At 52.8% G+C, this 21,191-nt stretch carries 14 protein-coding genes; 3 read left to right on the top strand and 11 right to left on the bottom strand.

Going from position 1 to position 21,191, the window contains the following annotated elements; all coding sequences use genetic code 11:
• Positions 1–518: 518 nt before the first annotated feature.
• The 4 genes from AC0AII_RS00155 to AC0AII_RS00140 all read right to left on the bottom strand — a co-directional run bounded on the left by AC0AII_RS00155 (position 519) and on the right by AC0AII_RS00140 (position 5,316).
• Positions 519–2,189: a glycoside hydrolase family 13 protein gene (locus AC0AII_RS00155; RefSeq protein ID WP_490445686.1), complete on the bottom strand. Its 1,671-nt coding sequence runs from the start codon at positions 2,187–2,189 to the stop codon at positions 519–521.
• Positions 2,190–2,192: 3 nt separating this feature from the next.
• Positions 2,193–3,017, bottom strand: a complete 825-nt coding sequence (locus AC0AII_RS00150) for a carbohydrate ABC transporter permease (protein ID WP_463427564.1) — start codon at positions 3,015–3,017, stop codon at positions 2,193–2,195.
• Positions 3,014–3,874: a carbohydrate ABC transporter permease gene (locus tag AC0AII_RS00145; RefSeq protein WP_490446078.1), complete on the bottom strand. Its 861-nt coding sequence runs from the start codon at positions 3,872–3,874 to the stop codon at positions 3,014–3,016. The genes AC0AII_RS00150 and AC0AII_RS00145 overlap by 4 nt, the downstream gene beginning before the upstream one ends.
• 104 nt (positions 3,875–3,978) lie before the next feature.
• Positions 3,979–5,316 carry an ABC transporter substrate-binding protein gene (locus AC0AII_RS00140; protein ID WP_490445685.1) on the bottom strand — a complete coding sequence of 446 codons (1,338 nt, stop codon included), beginning with the start codon at positions 5,314–5,316 and terminating at the stop codon, positions 3,979–3,981.
• Positions 5,317–5,608: 292 nt separating this feature from the next.
• Between AC0AII_RS00140 and AC0AII_RS00135 the strand changes: the two genes are divergently transcribed.
• Positions 5,609–6,640 (top strand): LacI family DNA-binding transcriptional regulator, encoded by a 1,032-nt coding sequence (locus tag AC0AII_RS00135; RefSeq protein ID WP_463427562.1) that lies wholly within the window; start codon positions 5,609–5,611, stop codon positions 6,638–6,640.
• 19 nt (positions 6,641–6,659) lie between these two features.
• Here AC0AII_RS00135 and gtfA read toward each other — a convergent pair whose 3' ends face one another.
• From gtfA to AC0AII_RS00100, 7 genes are all read right to left on the bottom strand, one after another.
• Complete coding sequence (gtfA, locus tag AC0AII_RS00130; RefSeq protein ID WP_490445684.1) at positions 6,660–8,174, bottom strand: sucrose phosphorylase; 1,515 nt, start codon at positions 8,172–8,174, stop codon at positions 6,660–6,662.
• Positions 8,175–9,394: 1,220 nt separating this feature from the next.
• Entirely contained in the window at positions 9,395–10,966 is a 1,572-nt protein-coding gene (locus AC0AII_RS00125) for an ATP-binding protein (protein WP_490445683.1), read from the bottom strand.
• A gap of 214 nt (positions 10,967–11,180) precedes the next feature.
• Entirely contained in the window at positions 11,181–12,689 is a 1,509-nt protein-coding gene (locus AC0AII_RS00120) for a HAMP domain-containing sensor histidine kinase (RefSeq protein ID WP_490445682.1), read from the bottom strand.
• A complete protein-coding gene (locus tag AC0AII_RS00115) occupies positions 12,677–13,408 on the bottom strand; it encodes a response regulator transcription factor (RefSeq protein WP_490445681.1) in 732 nt (243 codons plus the stop codon). The genes AC0AII_RS00120 and AC0AII_RS00115 overlap by 13 nt, the downstream gene beginning before the upstream one ends.
• Positions 13,409–13,558: 150 nt before the next feature.
• Complete coding sequence (locus tag AC0AII_RS00110) at positions 13,559–14,383, bottom strand: ABC transporter permease (protein WP_490445680.1); 825 nt, start codon at positions 14,381–14,383, stop codon at positions 13,559–13,561.
• Position 14,384: 1 nt separating this feature from the next.
• The gene (locus AC0AII_RS00105; RefSeq protein ID WP_490445679.1) at positions 14,385–15,242 is read right to left on the bottom strand and encodes a lantibiotic immunity ABC transporter MutE/EpiE family permease subunit; all 858 of its coding nucleotides are present in this window, start codon (positions 15,240–15,242) and stop codon (positions 14,385–14,387) included.
• Positions 15,239–15,934, bottom strand: coding sequence for a lantibiotic protection ABC transporter ATP-binding protein (locus AC0AII_RS00100; RefSeq protein ID WP_490445678.1), 696 nt, complete (start codon positions 15,932–15,934; stop codon positions 15,239–15,241). The genes AC0AII_RS00105 and AC0AII_RS00100 overlap by 4 nt, the downstream gene beginning before the upstream one ends.
• Positions 15,935–16,999: 1,065 nt before the next feature.
• On the opposite strand from AC0AII_RS00100, the gene AC0AII_RS00095 reads away from it, so the two are divergent.
• Together AC0AII_RS00095 and drmD are read left to right on the top strand one after the other, a co-directional pair.
• A complete protein-coding gene (locus AC0AII_RS00095; protein ID WP_490445677.1) occupies positions 17,000–18,289 on the top strand; it encodes a DNA cytosine methyltransferase in 1,290 nt (429 codons plus the stop codon).
• Positions 18,276–20,912, top strand: coding sequence for a DISARM system SNF2-like helicase DrmD (gene drmD / locus AC0AII_RS00090; RefSeq protein ID WP_490445676.1), 2,637 nt, complete (start codon positions 18,276–18,278; stop codon positions 20,910–20,912). Before AC0AII_RS00095 ends, drmD begins: the two co-directional genes overlap by 14 nt.
• Positions 20,913–21,191: the final 279 nt, after the last annotated feature.

The following is a 21,191-nucleotide window of genomic DNA, read 5'->3' as shown; positions in this document are numbered from 1 at the left end:
ACAAGGGCGGCTCTCGGTTGCTGGCAATATTAACGATGTCGTTCCCCGGTATCTATTTTGTCGAATGACAAAGCCTAATCTCTTCCGAATAAGAACACATAGTCAGCCAAAGAACCCAATACACAATAAGGTTTGATCTCTCTGTAGCCAACTCGCGTAAACATAGTTCGTTTCCCTCTGACTATCAATTGACGGGAGTAATCGCGATCTTACAGATACAGCAACAGGAAAAGAGCTGGTTATACCCCTCAATAAGCGGCTAATTCGATCTTCGCGTCCATGCTCCCAACTCCCGCACTAAATTCCCGGTCCAGCGCCACCATGATGTCATACCTTCTGACGCTGCTGATGAATATAAGCCAAGACTGGCCTACAGTCTCGGCTTATATTCTTCCCGTGCCCTTTCAACCTTATCGGTGCTCTAGTTAGCCGCCCATATCTCGCGGATGATTAGAAACACCCGACTCAGAAGACCAAGAGCCCATAAGCGCTCACACCTACAGCTCTTTTATTTATGCTTACTCCACAAACCACACGCAGGAATTTTCTCGTAATTCCTCTTTTTGAAGCTTCTCATCGATATCGTCACTACATAGAACGATCGTCCCATCTATATTGAGACCAACTTTGCCTGGGCCGAAGTTCAGAAGACAATGCAACCCTGTCGAAAGTCTAATATGCAGGATTCTTGGATCACCGTCTTTGAGGATTTCCATAGTGGTAGTACCTTCTGCAACCACCCATTGACGTCGGAGAGCTAAAGCCTTTCGATACAATTCCAGCGCTGAATCCTGCCTACCATCTTCTCTCTGAACCGCATAGGTCGAGAACCAACTTGGTTGGGGAAGCCAGGGTCGGGCATACTTGGCTGAGCTGAATCCGTAAGCGTTTGTCTCCGAAACTGTCCAAGGGAGTGGAACCCTGCACCCATCGCGGCCCCTGACCTTATGATTTGAACGCTCCCAGCTCGGATCCTGAATGTCTTCTTCCTTGATGTCCAAATCCTCTGGCAGGCCTAATTCGTCACCTTGATAGATGTAAGCAGTTCCCGGCACTGCAAGAATGAGCATTCCAGCTGCACGGGCTCGAGCCTGACCCACTGATTGATTGATGACCGGTCGAGTACCGGCAGAAGTTACCCATTCGACCACATCGGCGCCCTTGGGCAAAGCGAGACGCGATGCCACGCGAGGTACATCGTGATTGCCCAATACCCAGCTTGGAGAGCCGCCGACCCTACGGAAACCATTCCATGTACGTTCAATAGCATCCTGGTACTCCTGTCTATCCCAGTCACACTTAGAAAGAGAGAAATCGAACACTGATCCGAGCTCGTCAGATCTTGCATAGTCATATACCCGATCCGTGATCGGAGTCCAAGATTCCCCCACAGCCATGCGGGGTGGGTTATATTCGTTGAAGACCTTACGCCATTCTCGGTAGATATCATGCACCTCGTCACGATCAAACAAAGGATCATCTCCCTTGTCCGACAAGGGCTCCTGATCAGCAGGATCAGGCCTATCACGCAAGGGTTCAGCTAAATCCTTGGCCAGGCCATGCGACACATCAATACGGAATCCGTCAACCCCATGATCACTCCAGAAAGCCAGCGTCTTCAGAAAGTCCTTCCTGACTTCTTCGTTGTCCCAGTTGAAATCAGGCTGTTCTTTGGTGAAAAGATGCAGATAGTACCAGCCATCGCCGCACGGCTCCCAAGCACTGCCGCCAACTCCTGAAAGCCAGTTAGAGGGGGGCTGACTTCCATTGGGGCCTTTCCCCTTCCTAAAGACAAACCTCTGACGCATAGGCGAATCAGGTCCATCCTTCAAAGCTTGCTGAAACCAGGGATGCTGATTGGAGCAATGGTTGGGAACGATATCCACAATCACCTTTATTCCCGAATCATGGGCATCGTGCACCAAAGCATCAAAATCATCCATGGTCCCTAGACGCGGATCAACGTTACGATAATCAGCCACATCATAGCCTCCGTCCACTAGAGGTGAAGGATAGAAAGGAGTCAGCCATATAGCATCAACACCTAACTTGGTTAGATAGGGCAGTCCGGACCTCACTCCTCGCAAATCCCCTATTCCATCTCCGCTAGCATCGCGGAAAGACCGGGGGTAAATCTGGTAGACAGTAGCATTCTTCCACCAGTCTGGGTCCAGCATATCGTTGATCATCCATCACTCCTTTACTGAGCCTTCGAGCATCGCCCGTATAAAATATTTTTGTAGAAATATGAAGAGGATCATGGTTGGCGCCATGATGAGCAGAGAGCCTGCGTTGAGCAGAACGACATCTGTCGAATACTGTCCAACGAAACTTTGCAGAGCCCCAGCCATTGTCCGCTTGGTCGGATCATCGATAAGTACTACAGCCAGCAGGAACTGATTCCATGTTGACAGAAAAGTCAATATTCCCAGCGAAGATATGGCAGGAATCACCAGCGGCAGTTGGATGCTACGGAATATACGTAACTGTCCGGCCCCGTCTAGGCTGGCAGCTTCGATTAGATCACGGGGCATCTGGGCGAAGTAGGTTCGCATCCAGATGACTCCAAACGGCATATTCAGTCCGATCATCGGCAGGATCATAGCCAGCCGCGTATTGAGCAATCCCATTGATTGGATTTCATAATACAGAGGAGTTACCAGCACCTCGAACGGCAGCGTCAGCCCTACAAAGAGAAGGGCGTATGCAATCCAACCACCTGCAACATGCAAAGAACCTAGTGCATACCCGCCCATAGCACTGCAGATGAGAGTTACCGGAACCACAGCCACGACCAGGATCACACTGGAAATCAGCAGAGGAGTGATGTTGGCTACTTTCCAAGCAGCAGCAAAATTCTCCCAATGCGGATGGGCGGTGAATTGAATCCCATATGGCATGGAACCTTGAGGCTGCAGGGCAGCTGAAAGCATGCTGATAAAAGGCAAGACACAAAAAATAACAGTGATCGCCAGCGTCAGATTTCCTAGAACACGGACAGATAAGGACTGCTTCATGCTGCCTCCTCCGACTTGCCCTGGACCAGCCGCTGCAAGGGTCCAACTACAAGCAGGACTAAAATCATGAGCACCACAGCCAGAGCGGAAGCCAAACCGACTTTGTTCTGCGTAAAGGCCAGCCGGTAGACCATAACGCCGGGAACCATCGTCGAATAGCCCGGACCGCCTTGAGTAGCCATAAAGACGACATCGAAACTTGCCAGCGCCGCGACCATGGTCATGGTCAAGCAGACAGCTATCTGACCACGCAGGCCAGGCAGGGTAATATGCCATAACTGACTCCACCAGCCGGCACCGTCAATGCTTGCGGCCTCATAAAGAGATTTGCTGATACTGCCGATACCCGCTGAGAGCAGAACGATACAGAATCCCAGCTGCAACCAAAACCCAATAACTCCAACGGCGTTCAGTGCTGTACGCTGATTTCCTAGCCATGCCGTGGCATGAGAGCCAAGACCCATCGCTTTAAGCATCTGATTAACGATGCCATCCTGAGCCAGCATCCAAGTCCAAGCCACACCTGCCGCGGCTCCAGGTATTACCCTGGGAAGGAACATGCAGACCTGTGCCACAGAGCTGAAGGTTCTGCTGCGAACATCTCGAATGAGCGATGCCAAAATGATACCTAGGGCAACCGGAATCAGCGCAAAGGGAATGATCAAGTAAAACGAATGAGCAATACTGCCTCTCAGGACCGGATCGGTAAAAACACGGGTGAAATTATCGAATCCAACCCATGTGCTGGCATCAACCCCATTCCAACTGTAAAAGGAGTACCAAGCAGTCTGAATGATGGGCCAAAAGACGAAAACTATATAGAAAGCGAGCCCAGGCAACAGGAAAAGCCAGCCGATGAGTGTAACACCAGCTTTATGGCGCCTATGCCCATCTCGCTTGGCAGTGCGAACGGCATTCGAGCAATGTCGTTCCGCACCCGCCTCAGCTTTGACAGAGGTACTCACTGCATGACCTCTTGCTTATACTCATTTTGAACGTTTTGCGTAAACTGGCTGGGTGAAATACTGCCGTCCACCAGAAGCTGGAAATTAGGCACCAGAGCACTGGCCTGAAGACCGGCAGTGGCATTATTAATGAAATCAGTAGAGTTCCCAGATTCAAACACATTCAAGTAAGAATCGAACATGCTCTTCTGCAGATCATTTTTGGCCTTGGGCACGGTCTGTCCCTTGACCGTCTTGGGGAAGTAACCGCTGACATCAGCAATTATCTGACGGGCCTCATCGCTCTGTGTGTAATTAAGGAAGCAAGCCGCTGCATCTTTCTGGGCCGAGTTTGTCGGGATACCAAAGAAACTTCCTCCATTGGCTGCAATATTAGGCTTTTGATCCGCCGAATTGGAAGGGAATGGAACGAATTGGACATCAGCTCCCAAGGAGTCGTTCATCTGATCCAGGTTCCAATTCCCGCTGGGGAAGAACACACCCTGGCCATTGGCAAATCTATTCAGCGCTGAAGAACCGTCAACGGCATTGACATCAGAAGGCAGATACCCGTTCTTGCTCCAGCTCTGAATCCGCTCGGCAGCCTTTTTTGCTCCCTTGGTATCGAAAGTGGATCCGTCCCGCTGCAAAATCCAGTCGGTTACTGTTTTCAAAGAGTCATTGTTGACCATCATAGCCTGGAAGATGTAAGAAAGACCCCCATCTTTTCCATTAATCATCATGGGAATCTCACCAGCATCTTTAACTTTGGCCATGTCTGATTCCAAATCATCCATAGTCGTTGGCACCTTCTCGATACCAGCTTTTTTCAACAACTTAGTATTTACATACATGCCAGCGACCGAATAGGAGTTGGGAAGCGCATAGAGATTGCCCTTACCTACCTTGCCTGCTCCGTCAGCGCGGTACAGCTGGGTCTGCGACTGCGGAACCTTCCAGCCGTATGCTTGAACGTAAGGTTCAAGAGAGATGACGTGCTTTCCCTTGACAGCAGAGTTAACATCAGTGACACGAGCAATATCTGGAGCATCCTTAGACGCAATAAGACGAGGACCGTTTTGGGATGTTACATTGTCCGGATCGTAATGCGCTTTAATTTTGATCTTCGGATATTTCTTTGTAAACCCTTTAATCAGCGCATCATCTACAGTCTTTAGACCTGCACCATCCCAGAGTGTCAGACTGTAGCTCTTATCACCCAGATCGGTGCTGACAGAATCCGGTTCGTTGCTTCCCGCCTGCTTGTCTGAACCCCCAGGTCCACAGGCTACGAGCGAAACCGCTAATCCGACGGACAGCAGCATCGCTGCCCCTTGTTTAAAGAACGACTGCATCTTTCCTCCTGCCGTACAGATGTCCACTTCGTCGATGAACTTGCACAACCGATATTATATTTGATATTGCTATATTTATGACATTGTTTTTTCTAAATTACTCTCCATTTGTAATATCGGTTGCACACAGTATATAAACGTAATCCAGCTCCTGTCAAATTGTTCCCACCTTTTCCTATGCCGAACAAGCCTCTTCACCTTCTTTGCCCAATCAAAGTTCGGCAACGACAACGCCTTAATTCATGCTGTAAAATCGGTTGTGTTCTAAAGTAACCACAACAGAGGCATATACATGCGAGAACCGACCATTTACGACGTCGCAAAAAAAGCGGGCGTCTCCCCGTCAACAGTCTCTCGCGCACTACACGGTAAAGATAGAGTTTCAGCCGACACAAGGAGTAAGGTTTTCCAAGCCAGTGAGCAGCTTGGCTTCACGGCATCCAAGGAAGCCTCGAGACTGAGAAGCGGGAAAACCGGGCGAATTGCCCTGATTGTCGGCAACCGAATGTCAGGATGGTACAGCTCAGAATTAGCTGAAGGGGTTTATTCCGCCCTGAGCAGCGAAGGCTATGATTTGCTCTTCTATCGAGTTGCAGATCGAAAGCAACGCGCTGATTTCTTCTCTTCGATGCCGATCAAACGCAATACGGATGCTGTCATCATTTCTTCCTTCGCTCTAACTGAGAATGAAGGACAGTCTCTACGCGATGTGGGAGTACCCATCGTAGGCGTCAACACTATGCACCTCAACGACCGTTATAGCATGGCATCCATAGGCGTAGATGAAATCTCCGCATTGAAGAACCTGATTCATCGCCTCTGCGTCATGGGGCACACGCGTATCGCTTTCATCCAGACGACTCCGATAAACAAAGATTTCGTTTGGGATGCCGACCAGCGGATTGAAGGATACCGTCAAGGAATACGAGCTGCTGGCATTACCCATCGAAAAGATTACGAGATTCCCGTTCCCCATAGTTCTGAAGCAGGCAGCATTGCAGTCAGTGCCATACTTGCCTTAGATCCTCAGCCAACAGCCATATGCTGCATCAGCGACGAAGTGGCAATTAGCCTGGTACATGAATTACGGCGTTACGGAGTACGTGTTCCGGATGATATTTCTGTCGTAGGCTTTGACGACCGTGAGATGGCGGCTCCGCTCGGAATTTCGACGATCAGGCACCGTCCCGACGAATATGGCAAAACGGCTGGACTGATGGCAGTACGACTGGCCCGTGGGGAGACATTAGACCAGTCAAGAATAGTCGCGCCTGCTTCTCTCATTCTACGAGACACCATCGGCCCAGCACGTCACATTAATTAACAGATAGACCCCAGGCTCGTCATATGATCGTAGGAGGATTCTCTAGGAGGTCAGAGCTGTGATGATGACCTGTTCCGCTCTCCCAATCCAGCTCGGCGACACCACTGGCATCTTCGGGTATGGCTGCTTTCATAGGATTAAAAGTGAGTTGAATCCTGCTCGTTTCACCTTTCCACCTCAGAAAAAGAGGGCCTTTATCAATCAATTCGTAGGAAAATTCTCCATCAAAGGCATCTAATCGATTACGCAACTTACACAGAGCATTGAGAGCCCTGACCACGGGGCGCCGAAGAGCCTGGTCGATTTCCACTACTGAATATGCATGCCGATTAATATCTCTCCCATTGCCAGTCCGCTTGAGAAGCTCCATATCATTCTCCCCTGCCAGAGCACCGACGTAGTAAACCTGAGGAACCCCTGGCAGGAAGAATTGAACAGCCCGAGCCGCTAGATAAAGATGATCATCACAACCTAAAGCTGAGTAGTAAGTTGAATTGATCTGATAAAGATCCAGATTGCTGGCAGCCGCTCCAGTAGCCGCCTGAGACTGACCCGCAGTTTTCTGATGAATAGTGCGCACTAAGGCATCCACTGCCGCATCGTTAACTAGACCCTTTAAACTTCTATCCGTCTGATCGGAACCGATATCTATAACCCCAATGCCGTCGTGCGTATCCAGAACATTGATAGAGTTGCTGGGCCGCACACTTATCCAATGCGCCAGTGCCTGCAAATCTCCGCTATAGAGCGAATGGAGAAGAAGGGCAGGCAATGCAAAATCATAGACTCGGTCGACTTTAGAAGCTATCTCTATCTGTTTTTTGTAATAGGAATGGACCTCTATCAGAGTTTCAAGACCGCGCTTTTCCGCCTCTTGTTTGATAGATTCAATCAGACGGAATGTTTTGGTGATCATGAAACAGCTAGTTCCGGCTTGTTTGGCGCCATAACCAACAGCATCCAGTCGGATATATCGCACTCGACTTTCTGCAAGTCTGTCAAGAATCGACAGGATGTAGCTCCATCCCTGCTTGCTGTCAGTGTCAATGTCTACCTGCTGAGGTGTAAAGGTCGTCCAAACCAGTCTCGTCTTCTCTGCCCAAGAGTATTGGGAAAAGGGCAGGCCAGGACGAGGACGATATATCCCTGATAGATCTTCTTCAGATGCACCATCAGGGAAGACTGATGACATAGTCAGGAACATATCATGGAAAGGGCTGTCTTCACCGCGGCGCATAACATCCTGGAATTGCTCTGATTCCCAAGACATGTGGTTGACAATGGTATCCACCATGATTCCATGAGTACGGCTAAGCTCCGTGACATCATCCCAAGAGCCGAGACGTGGGTCTACCTTTGTATGGTCAATCGGATCAAAGCCAGCATCTGCCCCGTCATAAGGAGTAAAAAATGGCAGAATATGAACACCACAATAAACTCCGGCAAACCTGGTCCGCAACATTTCGGTCAGTGATGCCAAAGTTCCATCGCCAAAGCGATCCGCATAGGCAATAAGTTGAACCGTGTTTTCCATTATTCCTCCGAGTACAGTCAGCAACCACGCTTGATCATCATTGTAAAATCGATTTTACAAGTATCTAACAAGGCGACGACAGAGCATCGAGCTAACGACTCTGGCTAGACAGACAAGAAGCAGGATTAATTGATTAGGTTCTAACCAGAGCCTGAAGTCATCAATCAAGTTCGAACAGCCGAAAAGTTCAGTAGATCATTAACACAGTTTTAGAATCATGAATATATTGAAATTGGAAAGATCTAATATATGATCCTTCCAAGCTAGGCCATCGCCTGCCACAAACCGATTCCACTAGCCTGCACAGAATCATGCAGGACACCTCCAGCCGCACTTCTTCTGTCCATCTTCTCACCAGATCCCAGGATTCATCCCGAATATGCCGATCCTTGCCCAGCGAGTCGAGCCACAACTCTTACCAAACAATCAGCCATCCCCATCACCATGACCAATATTGAGCATTCCTTGTGCACATCCGTATTCGAGGGGGCTCAGGAAATCCACAAAGACAAAAATATGCAGCTGATCGGCACCAATGCCTATTCTGATTCAGAGCGACAGACCAGTCTGCTCAACTTCCTTCGCTCTCTTGGTGTCTATATCGTAATAGACTGCTCCTCCGACCTGGAGTGTGCGGCCTCGGTCAAGTTACCCATAGTGCTGGTGGATCATGTCGAGCTCAGCAGCACAACCGAAACTGCCGCGTCCTGGAGAACATCTCGTTGTAGGGCAAATGTCGACCAGATATTTGCGGGGAGCCGGCTGCCAACACACTGCCTTCGCTTCTCTCCCACTCCTTCGGAAACCAGTCCATATGTGACCGCTGCATAGTATCCTGCAGACAGCGTGAGATCAGCCAGCTTCCACCAGCAACGACGCTCTCCGTGCGGGAATTGTCAATCCCATTCAGGAGAAAAGCGCAGATATCGCGTACCCGACGACATCAAAGCCGACAGTACCGAAGGCGCCCGCACGGACAGCTATCCCAAGGTCCCCTTATCAGTACGACATGGGCCGCAAGGCCGCTACCCTTTTGATGGGCGAGTTCAGCAACTCCCGGCATGTGCACTGCTCCGTGTTGATTGAGCCGACCCTGGTAGAGCGGGATTCAAGCAGGTCAGCGTACTCGCACTGAGAAAACAATCAGCATGCTATAACCATGCTTCATCTTGACCACCCGGCAATACCTGCTCTTACGGTAATGCCATTCACGGCTTCTTTTACAAAGACATCTCGGCTGAGGCATCACTGGCCACATATCGCTGGTACTTGCTCCGGGGCTTATCGGGAAGCGTCATGGAGAGCGCGTCTTCTTCGAGCAGTGGCTCGATATACCGCCTGCGGACATAGTACTTGCCCAGCCCAAGCGCATGCGCGATATCCTCGAGTGAACGGGGTTCCTTACAAAAACCGAGAATCCTGTCGCATATTCCATTGCCCGTCTTTGCTGCTCCCGAGGCATCGGAACCACCAAGCGCATGGACTTGGACGCGTTTCGCCGAATCAGATTCTGCGGTTCCGTACCAAGGAACGTTTGCTTCCGCCGCACCAGCACGCTCCGGCACAGAGTAGAAGCGCACAGTGAAGGAAGCCTGCCGATCCTGAAACTCTACAGGCTTATATCCATACTGTTTGGCCTCCTCACGGATAGCCGGAATCCCTGAGTGCCGATTCTCCGCAATCCCCTCAATCTCCAGCAGACTGACCAGAGTAGGGTTCCTGGTCTGACTGTTGGCAAAGCCCAAGTCGTTGATGCTCTGACCGCCGTATACACCACCAGGATTCCAGCATTCAAGACGATCGGCAAAGAGCGTCAATCTGACCGGCGTTCCGTTGCAGTATGGGCCATAGTCACGATGCATCAATGCGTTGGTCAGGATTTCCCTGACTGCGGTTTCAGGATACTCGGGAATATCAGTGCGCACCCCATCCCTGATCACCGTTCTGGTTCTGCTGTTACGCCGCACGAAGGCCATGGCATCCTCAAGCATGCGGTCGATGGTCCCTTCAAAGCGCTGATTGTCAAGGAACCGCTCTCCCCCAAGACCAGTTCCGGCCTTGGCTCCCGGCACAACCACAGCGGTAATGCAGAGGTTCGGATACACCTGCTGCGGATATTCGCCAAGGGTCATCAGACCTGCAAGAGTGGGAGATCCACGACGGCAGACACCTGATAGCTCCAGGATCTCGTCCTCATTCCTTCTGGCCAGGAGCGGGCGTTCCCGCTGTGCGCGATTAATGAAATCATGACGTTTTCCTGGGTTCAACATATCGGAATCGGCCTGAGGGTCTACCGATACATCGTCGCGCCGACCGTCCTTGAAAGTCTCGATCTCATACAGCTGCGTAGGCGTCATGCGGGCATCGGCATCCCCGATCCGGGTGTAGCTGCCTGCGCTGATACCTGCTGTCTTACGGTAGACAGGCCTCTCGCCCATGGGTTTGCCGTTGATGTAAGCCGACACCACGGTCTTGCCGTCAATCAAGCTTTCGCTATAGACCGGTCTGACCTCGGGATACATCTCTTTGCCCTGTGCCGTTACCGCCTTTTCCAGCTCCTGCGCGTCATGGACGCCGACAACCTCGAATCCAAGGCTTTCATCCAGCCCGAATACGATGATGCCGCCCTCGTTTTGGTTGGAAAACGACGACAGCGAGTCATACACCTTCGGAGTCCCCTGGTTGGCGGCTTTGACTTCTATCGATTGGCCTTCGCAACCCTTGCGCTGAATCGAACGCACAACCTCCTCCAGCGACAGATCGCTCTGTTCAGCGTCATCTGATTGTTGCATGCAGGCCCCTATAAATTGATAATCTCTGTGATCTTTATCATACAGATTTACTAAAGAAAGGCAAACTTTAGTAATCAATTACTAAAATGATTACTAAAAAATTGGTGTTTTTATAATTATCGGCCCATGATCAACACTATTTCCGGATCTTTATCAATGTGCAATTCTTAACCGGACACGGAGTTTGTAGTGACCGATATTCACCCTGCCCCAGTCACTGCAATGGCAAAGATACACTGACCACTGCGCCACCGCCATCGGTTGCATTCCCCAGGGTCAGGCGGCCTCCTGCGCTCTCGACGGTCGACCGCGCTGCAGCCAGGCCGATGCCATGGTGGCCGCCGGAGCCGTGCCGACTGCTATCGGCCTGATAGAGCCATTCCGTGGCATGGGCTAGAGCCCGGCTGCTGAATCCTGGACCCTGGTCACGCACGGTCACCACCAAATCGCGCCCGCCCGCCTGGCCATCCTCTAGCTTCCATGTCAGCGTCACCAGACCATGGTCCGGAGAATAGTCAGCCGCGTTGGCGACGATATTCATGATCGCCCTGGCAAGGTCAGCATCATTACCGGAAACCTGTCCGGCATCGGAACCCAGGCGGTCATCCCTCTCGAGTCGCAGACCCCGAGCATTGAGGTACCCCTGGGCCTGGTTGTCGACCATATCTCTCAAGGCAACTGTCGTAACCCCGGATCGCTCTGAAGCGGTGCCCACGGAACCCCGGCTGATGGCCTGGGCATAGTCGGCCATCTCGCGGATGGCGTCCTCGATGGAGTCCAGGTAGGACTGCTGCTCCTGGCTGAGCCCGGTCTCCCCCAGCAGGTCGGCGTTGCCTCGCATGATGGTCAGCGGTGTCTTCAAGTCGTGAGCCAGGGCCGCCACCTGCCGACGCTGGGACTCCTGGGCCGTCCAAGTCTTCTCCAGGGATTCCCTCAACGTGACGCGCATCCTATCGAAGGACCCCAGCACCCGGTTGATCTCCAGCACGTTGCTGCGGGGCAGGGATGCGTCAAGATCCTGCCGCCCTATGTCGTCAGCCACCTGGTTGAAAACCTTGAGCTTGGACGATATGACATGGGCCGCCCGCAACCCGATCAGCAGGAGGGTGATCAGCAGGACCGCCCCGCAAGACACCAGCAGAAGATTCTGGGGATTGGGATAGCGGTCCCGGGCCTGCCTCGATACCCACTGCGGCTGGATCCGATAGGCCAGGACGCATGGCCGCCCATCGGCTGTGGCATAGACGAGGTAGGTCGCATTCGGCCTTGCACGAGTGGCGAGAGGCCGTCCCGTCTTCTTCTCCCGCTCTTCCGATGGCATGGATGCCCTGTGCTCCCAGTGGTCGGCCGCCAGCTGGTCGGCTTCGCTGGCCATGCCGCCCTTCATATCTCCCCCCGTGGGATGCACCTGATGGTCATAGGTTCGGTACCAGTAAGCAGCGGGAATCATGGATTCGTCAATAGCAGTCGAACGGCCGATGGAGTGCCCCACCTCCTCCAGATGCTGTTCGCCATAGTTGGCCCAGAAGAAGTCACCCCTGGTCCCCAGGTTTATCCAGACCATATACATACCGGCGAACAGCAGAGCCAGAATCAGCAGCACGTAGAGAAAGTATCTGATGATCAGCAGAACGATGGGCATTCCCTTGCGGCTTGGCCGGCCCTTGCCGTCGGGGTTCTGCTCCCCCGGCGCTTCGGGCACGCCGTCGGTCAGGCCGCCCATTGGTAACCCACCGACCAGATGGTCCTGATGGGGTCCACCCCCAGGGCCTTGAGCTTGCGCCGGGCATTGCTCAGATGGACTCTGACCGCAGCCGTGGCATCGCTGTCCGTATCCTCAGCGGCCGGGTCATCCTCAGCGGCCAAGCAGGCCTCCCATATCTGCATGGGCGCGTAGGCCCGCCCTGGATGTTCGGCCAGCAGTGCGCATATGCGGTATTCCGCATCCGTCAGATTGGCGTTGCGCCCGTCCACCCTGATCTGCCGCGCCTGAAGATCCATGTCCAAGGAGCCGAAACGCAGGAGCGGACGCCCACGCCGACTGCCCTGGGACAGCCTCGCCCTGACCTTGGCTCGGAGCTCGGCAATGCCGAAAGGCTTGCGTATGTAATCGTCAGCCCCCAGGCCATAGGCCAGGACCGCGCTGTCCTCGTCGGTCTTGGCCGTCAGGAAGATAATCGGGCAGGACACCCGTTCCCTGATGGAGGTCAACAGAGCGAAGCCGTCCAAGTGAGGCATCATGACATCGCAGAGGATCAGGTCGACCGAGGACAGGTCCATCCTCACGACCTCCCGGGAATCGTTGACCGCAGTCACGGCATAGCCGTCCTTGGACAGAGCGGCCATCAGCAGGGTGGTGATCCTTGGATCGTCATCCACCACCAGGATGGAGGCCCGATGCCGATCGTCCCCGGGGGAACCTCCGGCGTGCACATCAGCCACGATTGGCTCCTTTTCTGCGCTTAGCGACCCGGCCCAGCAGCGTTTGAGAATGAACACCTTGCGGGCCAGGATTCTTGTAAGCCTGATTTCCTGCAGGACGATTTTCTTGCAGGACGGATTTCTCACAGACCGGATGCCCTGTAATCCAGTCTAATCACTGACCTTGCGCCGGTCCTCGAACCTGCCGATCCAGAGCAGGAGGGCCAGGCCCAGGGTCAGGGTGAGGACCAGACAGGGAACCAGATTATCCACAGCCGTCACGCCGATTGAAGCACGCAGGCCCTCCCCTCCCGGCATGGTCAAGGCCAGGGCCTGCTCGATTCCCAAGGAGCCGAACCTGGTAGGCCAGGTGAAGGGTATCCACTGGCTGATCCCGGGCGTGCTCTCGACACCGGATAAAGTACGGCCGTATAAGCCATTGAAGAGGCCGCCAAGGGAACTGATGGATATCCCTGTGCCGAGGACCCCGATGGCGATGGTCGCATTCCGGCCGAAGCGTAGAGCCAGGGCGATGTCGAAAAGGTAGAGGCAGAGGGAACCACCGGCCATGCCCAAAGTAGCGAGCGCAACGGCCGAGATTGGTGCGCCCGATCCGCCGGCCAGAGCCATGGGCAGGCAGTATGCCAGAGCCGCCAGGGCCAGGGCCAGCAGACCCAGAAGCCAGAGCACCAGGACCTTGGCTGCCAGACCCAGTCGGCGGCTGGGAATCCCCAGAAGGTTGGCCATGTCGCCGGCCTCACGCTCGGTTTCGATGTTCATGGCAACAACGATGGCGGCCATCAGGGGCATGAAGGCGCCCAGGACCTGAAAGAAGGCATCGGTCTCCAGCCCGGGATCATAGGGGGCTGCGGCGAAGTAGGCACCGCAGACGAGTCCGGCCGCCAACCCGCAGACGACATGGATGGCGATAAGTACAGATCCGTGCAAACGCACGATTTCCGAGGCCACGACCCGGCCGACTGTCATCCCAGTCATGTCAGTTGGTCTCCTTCCGCGAGAACCAGATTCCCGTCAGGACGGACAGGAGCAGGAACCAGACCAGACAGGCCACCAAGGCCGTCAGGCTCTGTCCGCCGAAGACAGACAAGGCAGCCTTGATGGGACTGTTGTCCTCGGTCTCCAGAGGCACACCATCAGGCATGACCTTCATGAAGGGCACCGGCAGGTTGATCATGGCGGCGGGCGGCAGGAAGGGCCATAGCCGTTGGTTTCCCCAGAAGATGATTGAGACCAGCAGGTCCGCCATGTAAGGCAGGCCGAACCCGATCAGAACGCCGAACCGGGCGGTCAGGGCAAGTCCCGCCGGTATCATCCAGGAGCAGGCCAGGACCAGCATTAGGGCGCTGACTGCGAAATCAACTATGGAGGGGCCCTGGACCCTGGAGACGGCGACCATGACTGCCGAAAGACCCAGAGCCAGCAAGGTAGCAAGGCCGACTAGAAGCAGGCAGTAGACGATCTTGGCCCACCAGACCAGAACGGGCGCTGCGGGCAGGGACAGGGTGGTCCTCCATTGTTGCTTTCCGTCGATGTTGGCCACGGCGACGCTTATCAGGGCAGTCATGGCTGGGAGGAGCAGGACATACCAGTAGTTGATCCAGGAGGGCATCCAGACATGCAGCCCGAACGCGAAGCAAGCCACGATGACAATGAGCACCAGGGGGAAAGCCAGGGCCATCCGCCTGGGCGCGGCCGACCTGCCCTTCATGATCTCCGCCGCCAGAACCCTGCCAAAGGAGATGCCTCCTCCCCGCGTTCTAGCCTTTGTCACAACTCGGTTGTCTGAAGTAGTCGTATTCTGCTGGACGAGTTCGTTGGCATTCCGCTCGTTCATCGCGACCTCCTGAGCACGTCCATGAACAGCCCCTCCAGGTCCTCTCCGGCGTGCAGTTCATTCTCGTAGGCCAGGCGACCGTCGGCGATGATGCCGATATGATCCGCCAGGATTGACACCTCGGAGAGGATATGGCTGGAGACGATCACGCTCATCCCCTGCTGCGGGAAGCTGCGGATCATCCCCCTCAGCTCCTCGATCCCCAGCGGATCCAGCCCGTTGGTGGGCTCGTCCAGTATCAGCAGACGGGGTCTGGTCAGGATGGCGTTGGCTATCCCCAGGCGCTGCTTCATGCCCAGGGAAAACTGTCCAGCCTTCTTGGAGCCCGTATCGCTCAGTCCGGCAATGGAGAGCGCCTGGTCGATCCGCTCATCGGGCAGGCCAAACAGGGTTGTGCGCACCTTGAGGTTCTGGCGGGCCGTCAGGTTGGGGTAGACGGGCGGCTGCTCGATCAGGGCGCCGATGTCGTAGAGGTCCCGGCGCGACCAGGGGTGCCCATCCAGAATCATGGATCCGCCAGTGGGATGCAACATGCCTGTGACCATCTTCAAAGTAGTGGATTTGCCAGCCCCATTTGGACCCAGGAGCCCGTAAACTCCGCCCTCAGGAACATGCAGGGACACTTGGTCGACGGCCCGCTGTCTGTGGCCGAAGACCTTGGTCAGCCCCTCGGTCCTCAATATGTAACGCATGGTCAGCTCCTATTCGTTTCCTTGTGGCAGGAGCCAGACTAAAGACCGAAAATAAAGAAAGATAAAGGAGTCGAAACGGATTCTCACGCCGACACTAAGTCAAGGCAACCATGCTATTCCTGTCGGCTTTACCAGACTGATTGATTTGATCATTCTCTGTCGAGATCAATAAACAAATACTGAGGCTGTTAATAAGTACGGTCTGACCGATAGCTTCATGATCTATCGAATACCGTACATACGGGCGCACCTAGAGTACAAAGAATGCCAAATACCAAGGAGAGTCAACGGAGCAGAACTGCGCAAGACCATCTTAAGAATAGCCAACAAGTTACGATCTTTTATGGACGGCCTTGGTTTCAAGTCCTACATTCCTAGACTGCTCTTCTACTAGTCTATATCAGAAAATCTGAGCGACTATTTAATACAGCCGAACAAGTAGCATGCAATAGCTTTTTTGACTATGCACAGCTGCCAGACAAGCAGGCGAACTCGGGCAGTAACAAGGCGGCAAAAAAGAGTTTCCCATTCTTCCTTTTGGCTTGTTTGCCAAGATACAGACTAATGCTACCTGGCCGAAATTCTGAACGATCCACTGGAGAGAATATTCAAAAATACTGATAGATCAGTCTTGGAACAGCTCGTGAAGATAACTTCAAGGACATTTTGACGACATGGGCGTCAACTGCAACAAACTCGGCCCGACCCTGGTCAACCGCAACAAGAACCTCCATAGACTGCTACGCGCTGTTGGTGGCATCCAGCTTGGGTCAGATGACAATACTCAGATAGACACCTCCGGTGATGCTTATGAATTTCCAACGGACGTGTACTCTTCTCGGACAGACAAATCCGGCGCTGAGCTCTTTACGCCCCAAGCGGTCTAGGAACTGCTGGCCAGAACTGCCCTGGTCGGCAATATCCGTGTTAATAAGATGTGAGAAAAGGAGGATTTCCTCGGGACAAGACGCGATGCAGGAAGAAGCATGACCGACAGTCTCATTTGAACGTACACGTCCTGTCCATACCGTACGGTAATTGAAACAAAGATTGTAAGGAAAATGCATGCCACGGGCGGATAAGCAGAGTAACTGCACTTTCATAGATCTCTTCGCGGGGGCTGGAGGCCTGTCCGAAGGATTCCTTCAGGCTGGTTTCAAGCCGATTGCGCATGTCGAGATGGACAAGTACGCCGCAAAGACGCTTGAAACCCGCAGTGCGTATTACTATCTGAAGAACACTGGTAATCTCGCTCTTTACAAAAAATATCTATCCAAGAAAATCAACCGTAACGAGTTCATGAAGCAGATCCCTGCAACCGTGACAAAGACTGTTATCAACCAGACATTGTCGAACGAGACACTTCCCTCCGTCTTCAAGACCATAGACAGTGTCATAAAGATGCGCGGTATCGAGAATATAGACGTGATTGTTGGCGGTCCGCCATGCCAAGCTTACTCTATCGTCGGCAGAGCACAGAGCAGCCACATGGGGACCCCGATGGAGGACGATCCGCGCAACTACCTGTATAAGCTGTATGGACGATTCCTTAAGAAATATCAGCCGCGCATGTTCGTATTCGAGAACGTGACCGGCATCGAGACAGCCCAGGGCGGCACCATCTGGAAGAACCTGCAAAAGTACCTCAAGCGCGTCGGATACGAGATCGAATGCCGAGAGCAGAACGCACAGAACTTCGGCGTCCTGCAGAACAGGCGGAGAATGATCATCGTCGGTTGGCTCAAGAACAGCGGCCTGGCATACCCGGACTTTGTGAGGAAAAAGTCGGATGCCGTGGTGAACGACCTGTTCACGGACCTTCCGAAACTCCATCCCGGCGAAAGCAATAACACCTACTCGAAGAAAATGCCGAGCAGATACGTGACTGAGACCCGCATCCGCACGAAAGACGACATCCTGACCCTGCAGAACTGCCGACCGAATATCGAGCGTGACATAAGGATATACAAGAGGGTCATAGAGCTGTGGAACGACGGGCATAAGCGTCTCAACTACAACGACCTGCCCGAGGAACTGAAGACGCATAGGAACCGGCGCTCCTTCATCGACCGCTTCAAGATCGTCGAGGGAGACGAGCACTTCTGCCACACGATACTGGCGCACCTTTCCAAGGACGGCCACTACTTCATTCACCCGGATATTGATCAGCATCGGTCCATCACCGTACGGGAAGCGGCACGTATACAGTCATTCCCTGACAGCTATTACTTCGAGGGGCCGCGCACATCGCAGTTTGTGCAAATCGGCAACGCCGTGCCTCCTTTGATGGCAAGAGGCATCGCAGAGGGCATTTTCGCACAGCTTCAGGGGGAGGGCACTAGTGGACAGCAGTGAAAACGGAAACCTGATCCTCGAGCAGTACGGCAGGTTCAAGCGCATGGAACTGGAAAAATCACCTTTCCATTTTCTCCTTGCGAATGAGTCCCATATTGATCCGAACCCTCACCAAGTCAACGCCTTCTGCGCTGCCATCGATGCAATGAAGACGGGCGGCATGGTGCTTGCCGACGAGGTTGGACTCGGAAAGACAATCGAAGCGGGACTCGTTCTGCGGTACATGCTGGAATCCGGAGCGAAAAAGATTCTGATAGTGCTCCCCGCTCCCCTCCGCAAGCAATGGGAGCTGGAACTTAATGACAAATTCGATCTGAAGTCCGTGATTCTGGACAGGCTTACGTTAGAACATGACGCGGAGGACTGGCACGAGAAGCTCACTGACAAGCAGAGCATTCAGATCGTGATTACCTCCTACGACTACTCATCGAAATTGATGAAGCGGTTCCCTGATGTGAAATGGGATTTCCTTATTATTGACGAGGCGCACAATTTGCGTAACTTGAACGGCACGAAGCGCGCGAAGAGACTATATAAGCTTTCTGCCGGAATTCCAAAGATTCTTTTGACCGCGACTCCGCTGCAGAACTCGCTCTTGGATCTGTATGGGCTGATCTCCTTCATTGATCCGAAAATCTTCGGCCCAGAGCAGGTGTTCCGGCAGCGGTACATAAAGAACAAGAATTACGACGACCTCAAGCGCAAACTTGCGCCAGTGGTATACAGAACTCTTCGAAAAGACGTTGCAGACTATATGCACTTTGCAAAGAGAATCTGCAAGACCGTGGATTTCGAACTGTCACAAGACGAGATCAAGCTGTATGAACAGGTCAATCAGTTTCTCAAGAAGGATAACCTGTATTCCATACCGGCCTCCAATCGCGGGCTGGTCATCCTTGTCATTCGTAAACTCATGGCTTCATCCAGCTTCGCCTTGGTCGAGACATTCGAGGTACTAAAGAAGCGACTCCAAAAGCTGTATGAGGGTACGAAGTCAGCTGACGCGCAGGATGGCTTCGACCTCTTCTGGAGCTTTGTCGAGGACGAGATCGATGAATCCGGCTTTGAAGAAGTTGAAGATGAAGACACCGCCGCGCAGAAGGCATGCATTCAGAATGAAATGGACGAGGTCAATGCAATCATCAATATGGCGAAGCGTATTAAGACGAATTCCAAAGTCACCGCTCTGAAACAGGCACTTAAGATTGGTTTCTCGTATCAGAGGGCTCATGGCATAGCACAAAAGGCTGTTGTGTTCACGGATTCAAAGCGGACACAGAAATACATCGCTGCTGAGCTGTGCAGATCTGGGTACAGCGGGGAGGATATCCTCCAGTTCAACGGCGATTTCGACGATGCCATGACTCGGAAAATCTACCGGGCGTGGCAGGTGAAGAACTCCGGAAACACAAACTATGGACGGAGCGTCGAATATAAGCACGCCATTGTTGATTATTTCAAAGAGAACGCAAAGATACTGATTAGCACCGATGCCGGTTCCGAAGGTCTGAACTTGCAGTTCTGCAATACGGTCATCAACTACGATCTGCCTTGGAACCCGATGAAGATCGAGCAGCGGATCGGTCGCTGCCACCGCTACGGACAACAGAACGACGTTGTCGCCATCAACCTGCTAAACACACAGAACGAGGCAGATAGGCGCGTCTACGAGATATTGTCAAAAAAGTTTGAACTGTTCGAAGGTGTGTTCGGTGCCTCTGACATTGCGCTCGGTACATTGGAATCCGGCACGAGCTTCGAGAAAACAGTGCTGGATATCTACCAGCGTTGCAATACGACAGCCGAATTCAATAAAGCGTTCGATAAGCTTGACAAGAAGTTGAACGTGAACCGCAGCAAAAAGGTGCGCAAGCTCCGCGACATCCTGATCACGGAAAGCAGCGGCGCAAAGAAGCAGGCGCTCGAAGGAACGAAGAAGAAAATAGACCATTATCTTCAGGAAGTCGATTACTGGAGCAAGGTTCCCAAGCCCAAGGTATTCAAGGACACTCAGTATTGGAAGGTCGACGGCTGGGGCCAACAAACTTTCGGTGTGCACGGCTACCTGTTTCTCGGCGCGATGTGCAATAACACCGACATCCTGTTCCCAGCGCTGCTCCTGTGTGACCACGATGGGAAATACGTTGACTTTGATGAGGATGATCTCATGCCGGAACTGCAGAAGATTAACGATTCTGCCATCCATTTTTTCAAACCGACCGACCAGGAAAACGAAATACTCCAGAGCGCACACGAGAATCTCGTTTCTGAGATGCTGAATAGGCTCGAAGAGCAGACGGAACCCGTGCGGGAACACAACAGATGCAAAATCGAAAACTGGATTCGCATCCAGAGTGAACAGCTCGTTATGGAGTACCAGAAAATGAGTAGGGAAGTCGAGGCTCTCCACGATGAAGAGCGAGCCTCAAACAATTTCTACGAAAAAATAGACATCAGAGAAAAGGCAAGGCAGAAGGAGAAGAGGCTCGAGGAGTTCGACACTTCGTTCTATGAACGAGACAGCCAGTTCAGAGCCGAGGGTAAACGGGAAATAGCCAATTTCAACAAGAACCTTGAAATCGACAATCCCATTCTTCTGATCAGCATCATACTGAAGTTTTAGGAGATGCAGGCATGCAGGAAAGATGAAGATTCGAGCTGATAGAATCGGCAAATACGATGAGAAGAAACTTGTCGAGCCATGCATTCTTTTGTAAAATCCGGAGAACACAAACGACGACCCGGGCAGCAGGAACATGCTGGGCGGTTAAATTTTTTTATTGATCCACCATACGACGAGGTTACGTATTCAAACAATACGATGATGATGTATCATATTATTTGGTTATTTATGATGGAAGATTGTCTCGCTCTATTGCATAAATTGCTAGCAGACGATGGA

The sequence above is a fragment of the Bifidobacterium sp. VU/mBH4 (B4) genome (assembly GCF_058199535.1).
The sequence above is the reverse complement of the archived record's forward strand: the minus strand, read 5'-3'. Positions and strand labels throughout refer to the sequence as shown.

What these genes read in the sequence shown, in the direction of transcription:
- AC0AII_RS00140 (WP_490445685.1), bottom strand. Translation starts at nt 5,316, where the DNA reads ATGCAGTCGTTCTTTAAACAAGGGGCAGCGATGCTGCTGTCCGTCGGA.
- AC0AII_RS00095 (WP_490445677.1), top strand. Translation starts at nt 17,000, where the DNA reads ATGCCACGGGCGGATAAGCAGAGTAACTGCACTTTCATAGATCTCTTC.
- AC0AII_RS00155 (WP_490445686.1), bottom strand. Translation starts at nt 2,189, where the DNA reads ATGATCAACGATATGCTGGACCCAGACTGGTGGAAGAATGCTACTGTC.
- AC0AII_RS00135 (WP_463427562.1), top strand. Translation starts at nt 5,609, where the DNA reads ATGCGAGAACCGACCATTTACGACGTCGCAAAAAAAGCGGGCGTCTCC.
- AC0AII_RS00125 (WP_490445683.1), bottom strand. Translation starts at nt 10,966, where the DNA reads ATGCAACAATCAGATGACGCTGAACAGAGCGATCTGTCGCTGGAGGAG.
- AC0AII_RS00120 (WP_490445682.1), bottom strand. Translation starts at nt 12,689, where the DNA reads ATGGGCGGCCTGACCGACGGCGTGCCCGAAGCGCCGGGGGAGCAGAAC.
- gtfA (WP_490445684.1), bottom strand. Translation starts at nt 8,174, where the DNA reads ATGGAAAACACGGTTCAACTTATTGCCTATGCGGATCGCTTTGGCGAT.
- AC0AII_RS00100 (WP_490445678.1), bottom strand. Translation starts at nt 15,934, where the DNA reads ATGCGTTACATATTGAGGACCGAGGGGCTGACCAAGGTCTTCGGCCAC.
- AC0AII_RS00110 (WP_490445680.1), bottom strand. Translation starts at nt 14,383, where the DNA reads ATGACTGGGATGACAGTCGGCCGGGTCGTGGCCTCGGAAATCGTGCGT.
- AC0AII_RS00150 (WP_463427564.1), bottom strand. Translation starts at nt 3,017, where the DNA reads ATGAAGCAGTCCTTATCTGTCCGTGTTCTAGGAAATCTGACGCTGGCG.
- AC0AII_RS00105 (WP_490445679.1), bottom strand. Translation starts at nt 15,242, where the DNA reads ATGAACGAGCGGAATGCCAACGAACTCGTCCAGCAGAATACGACTACT.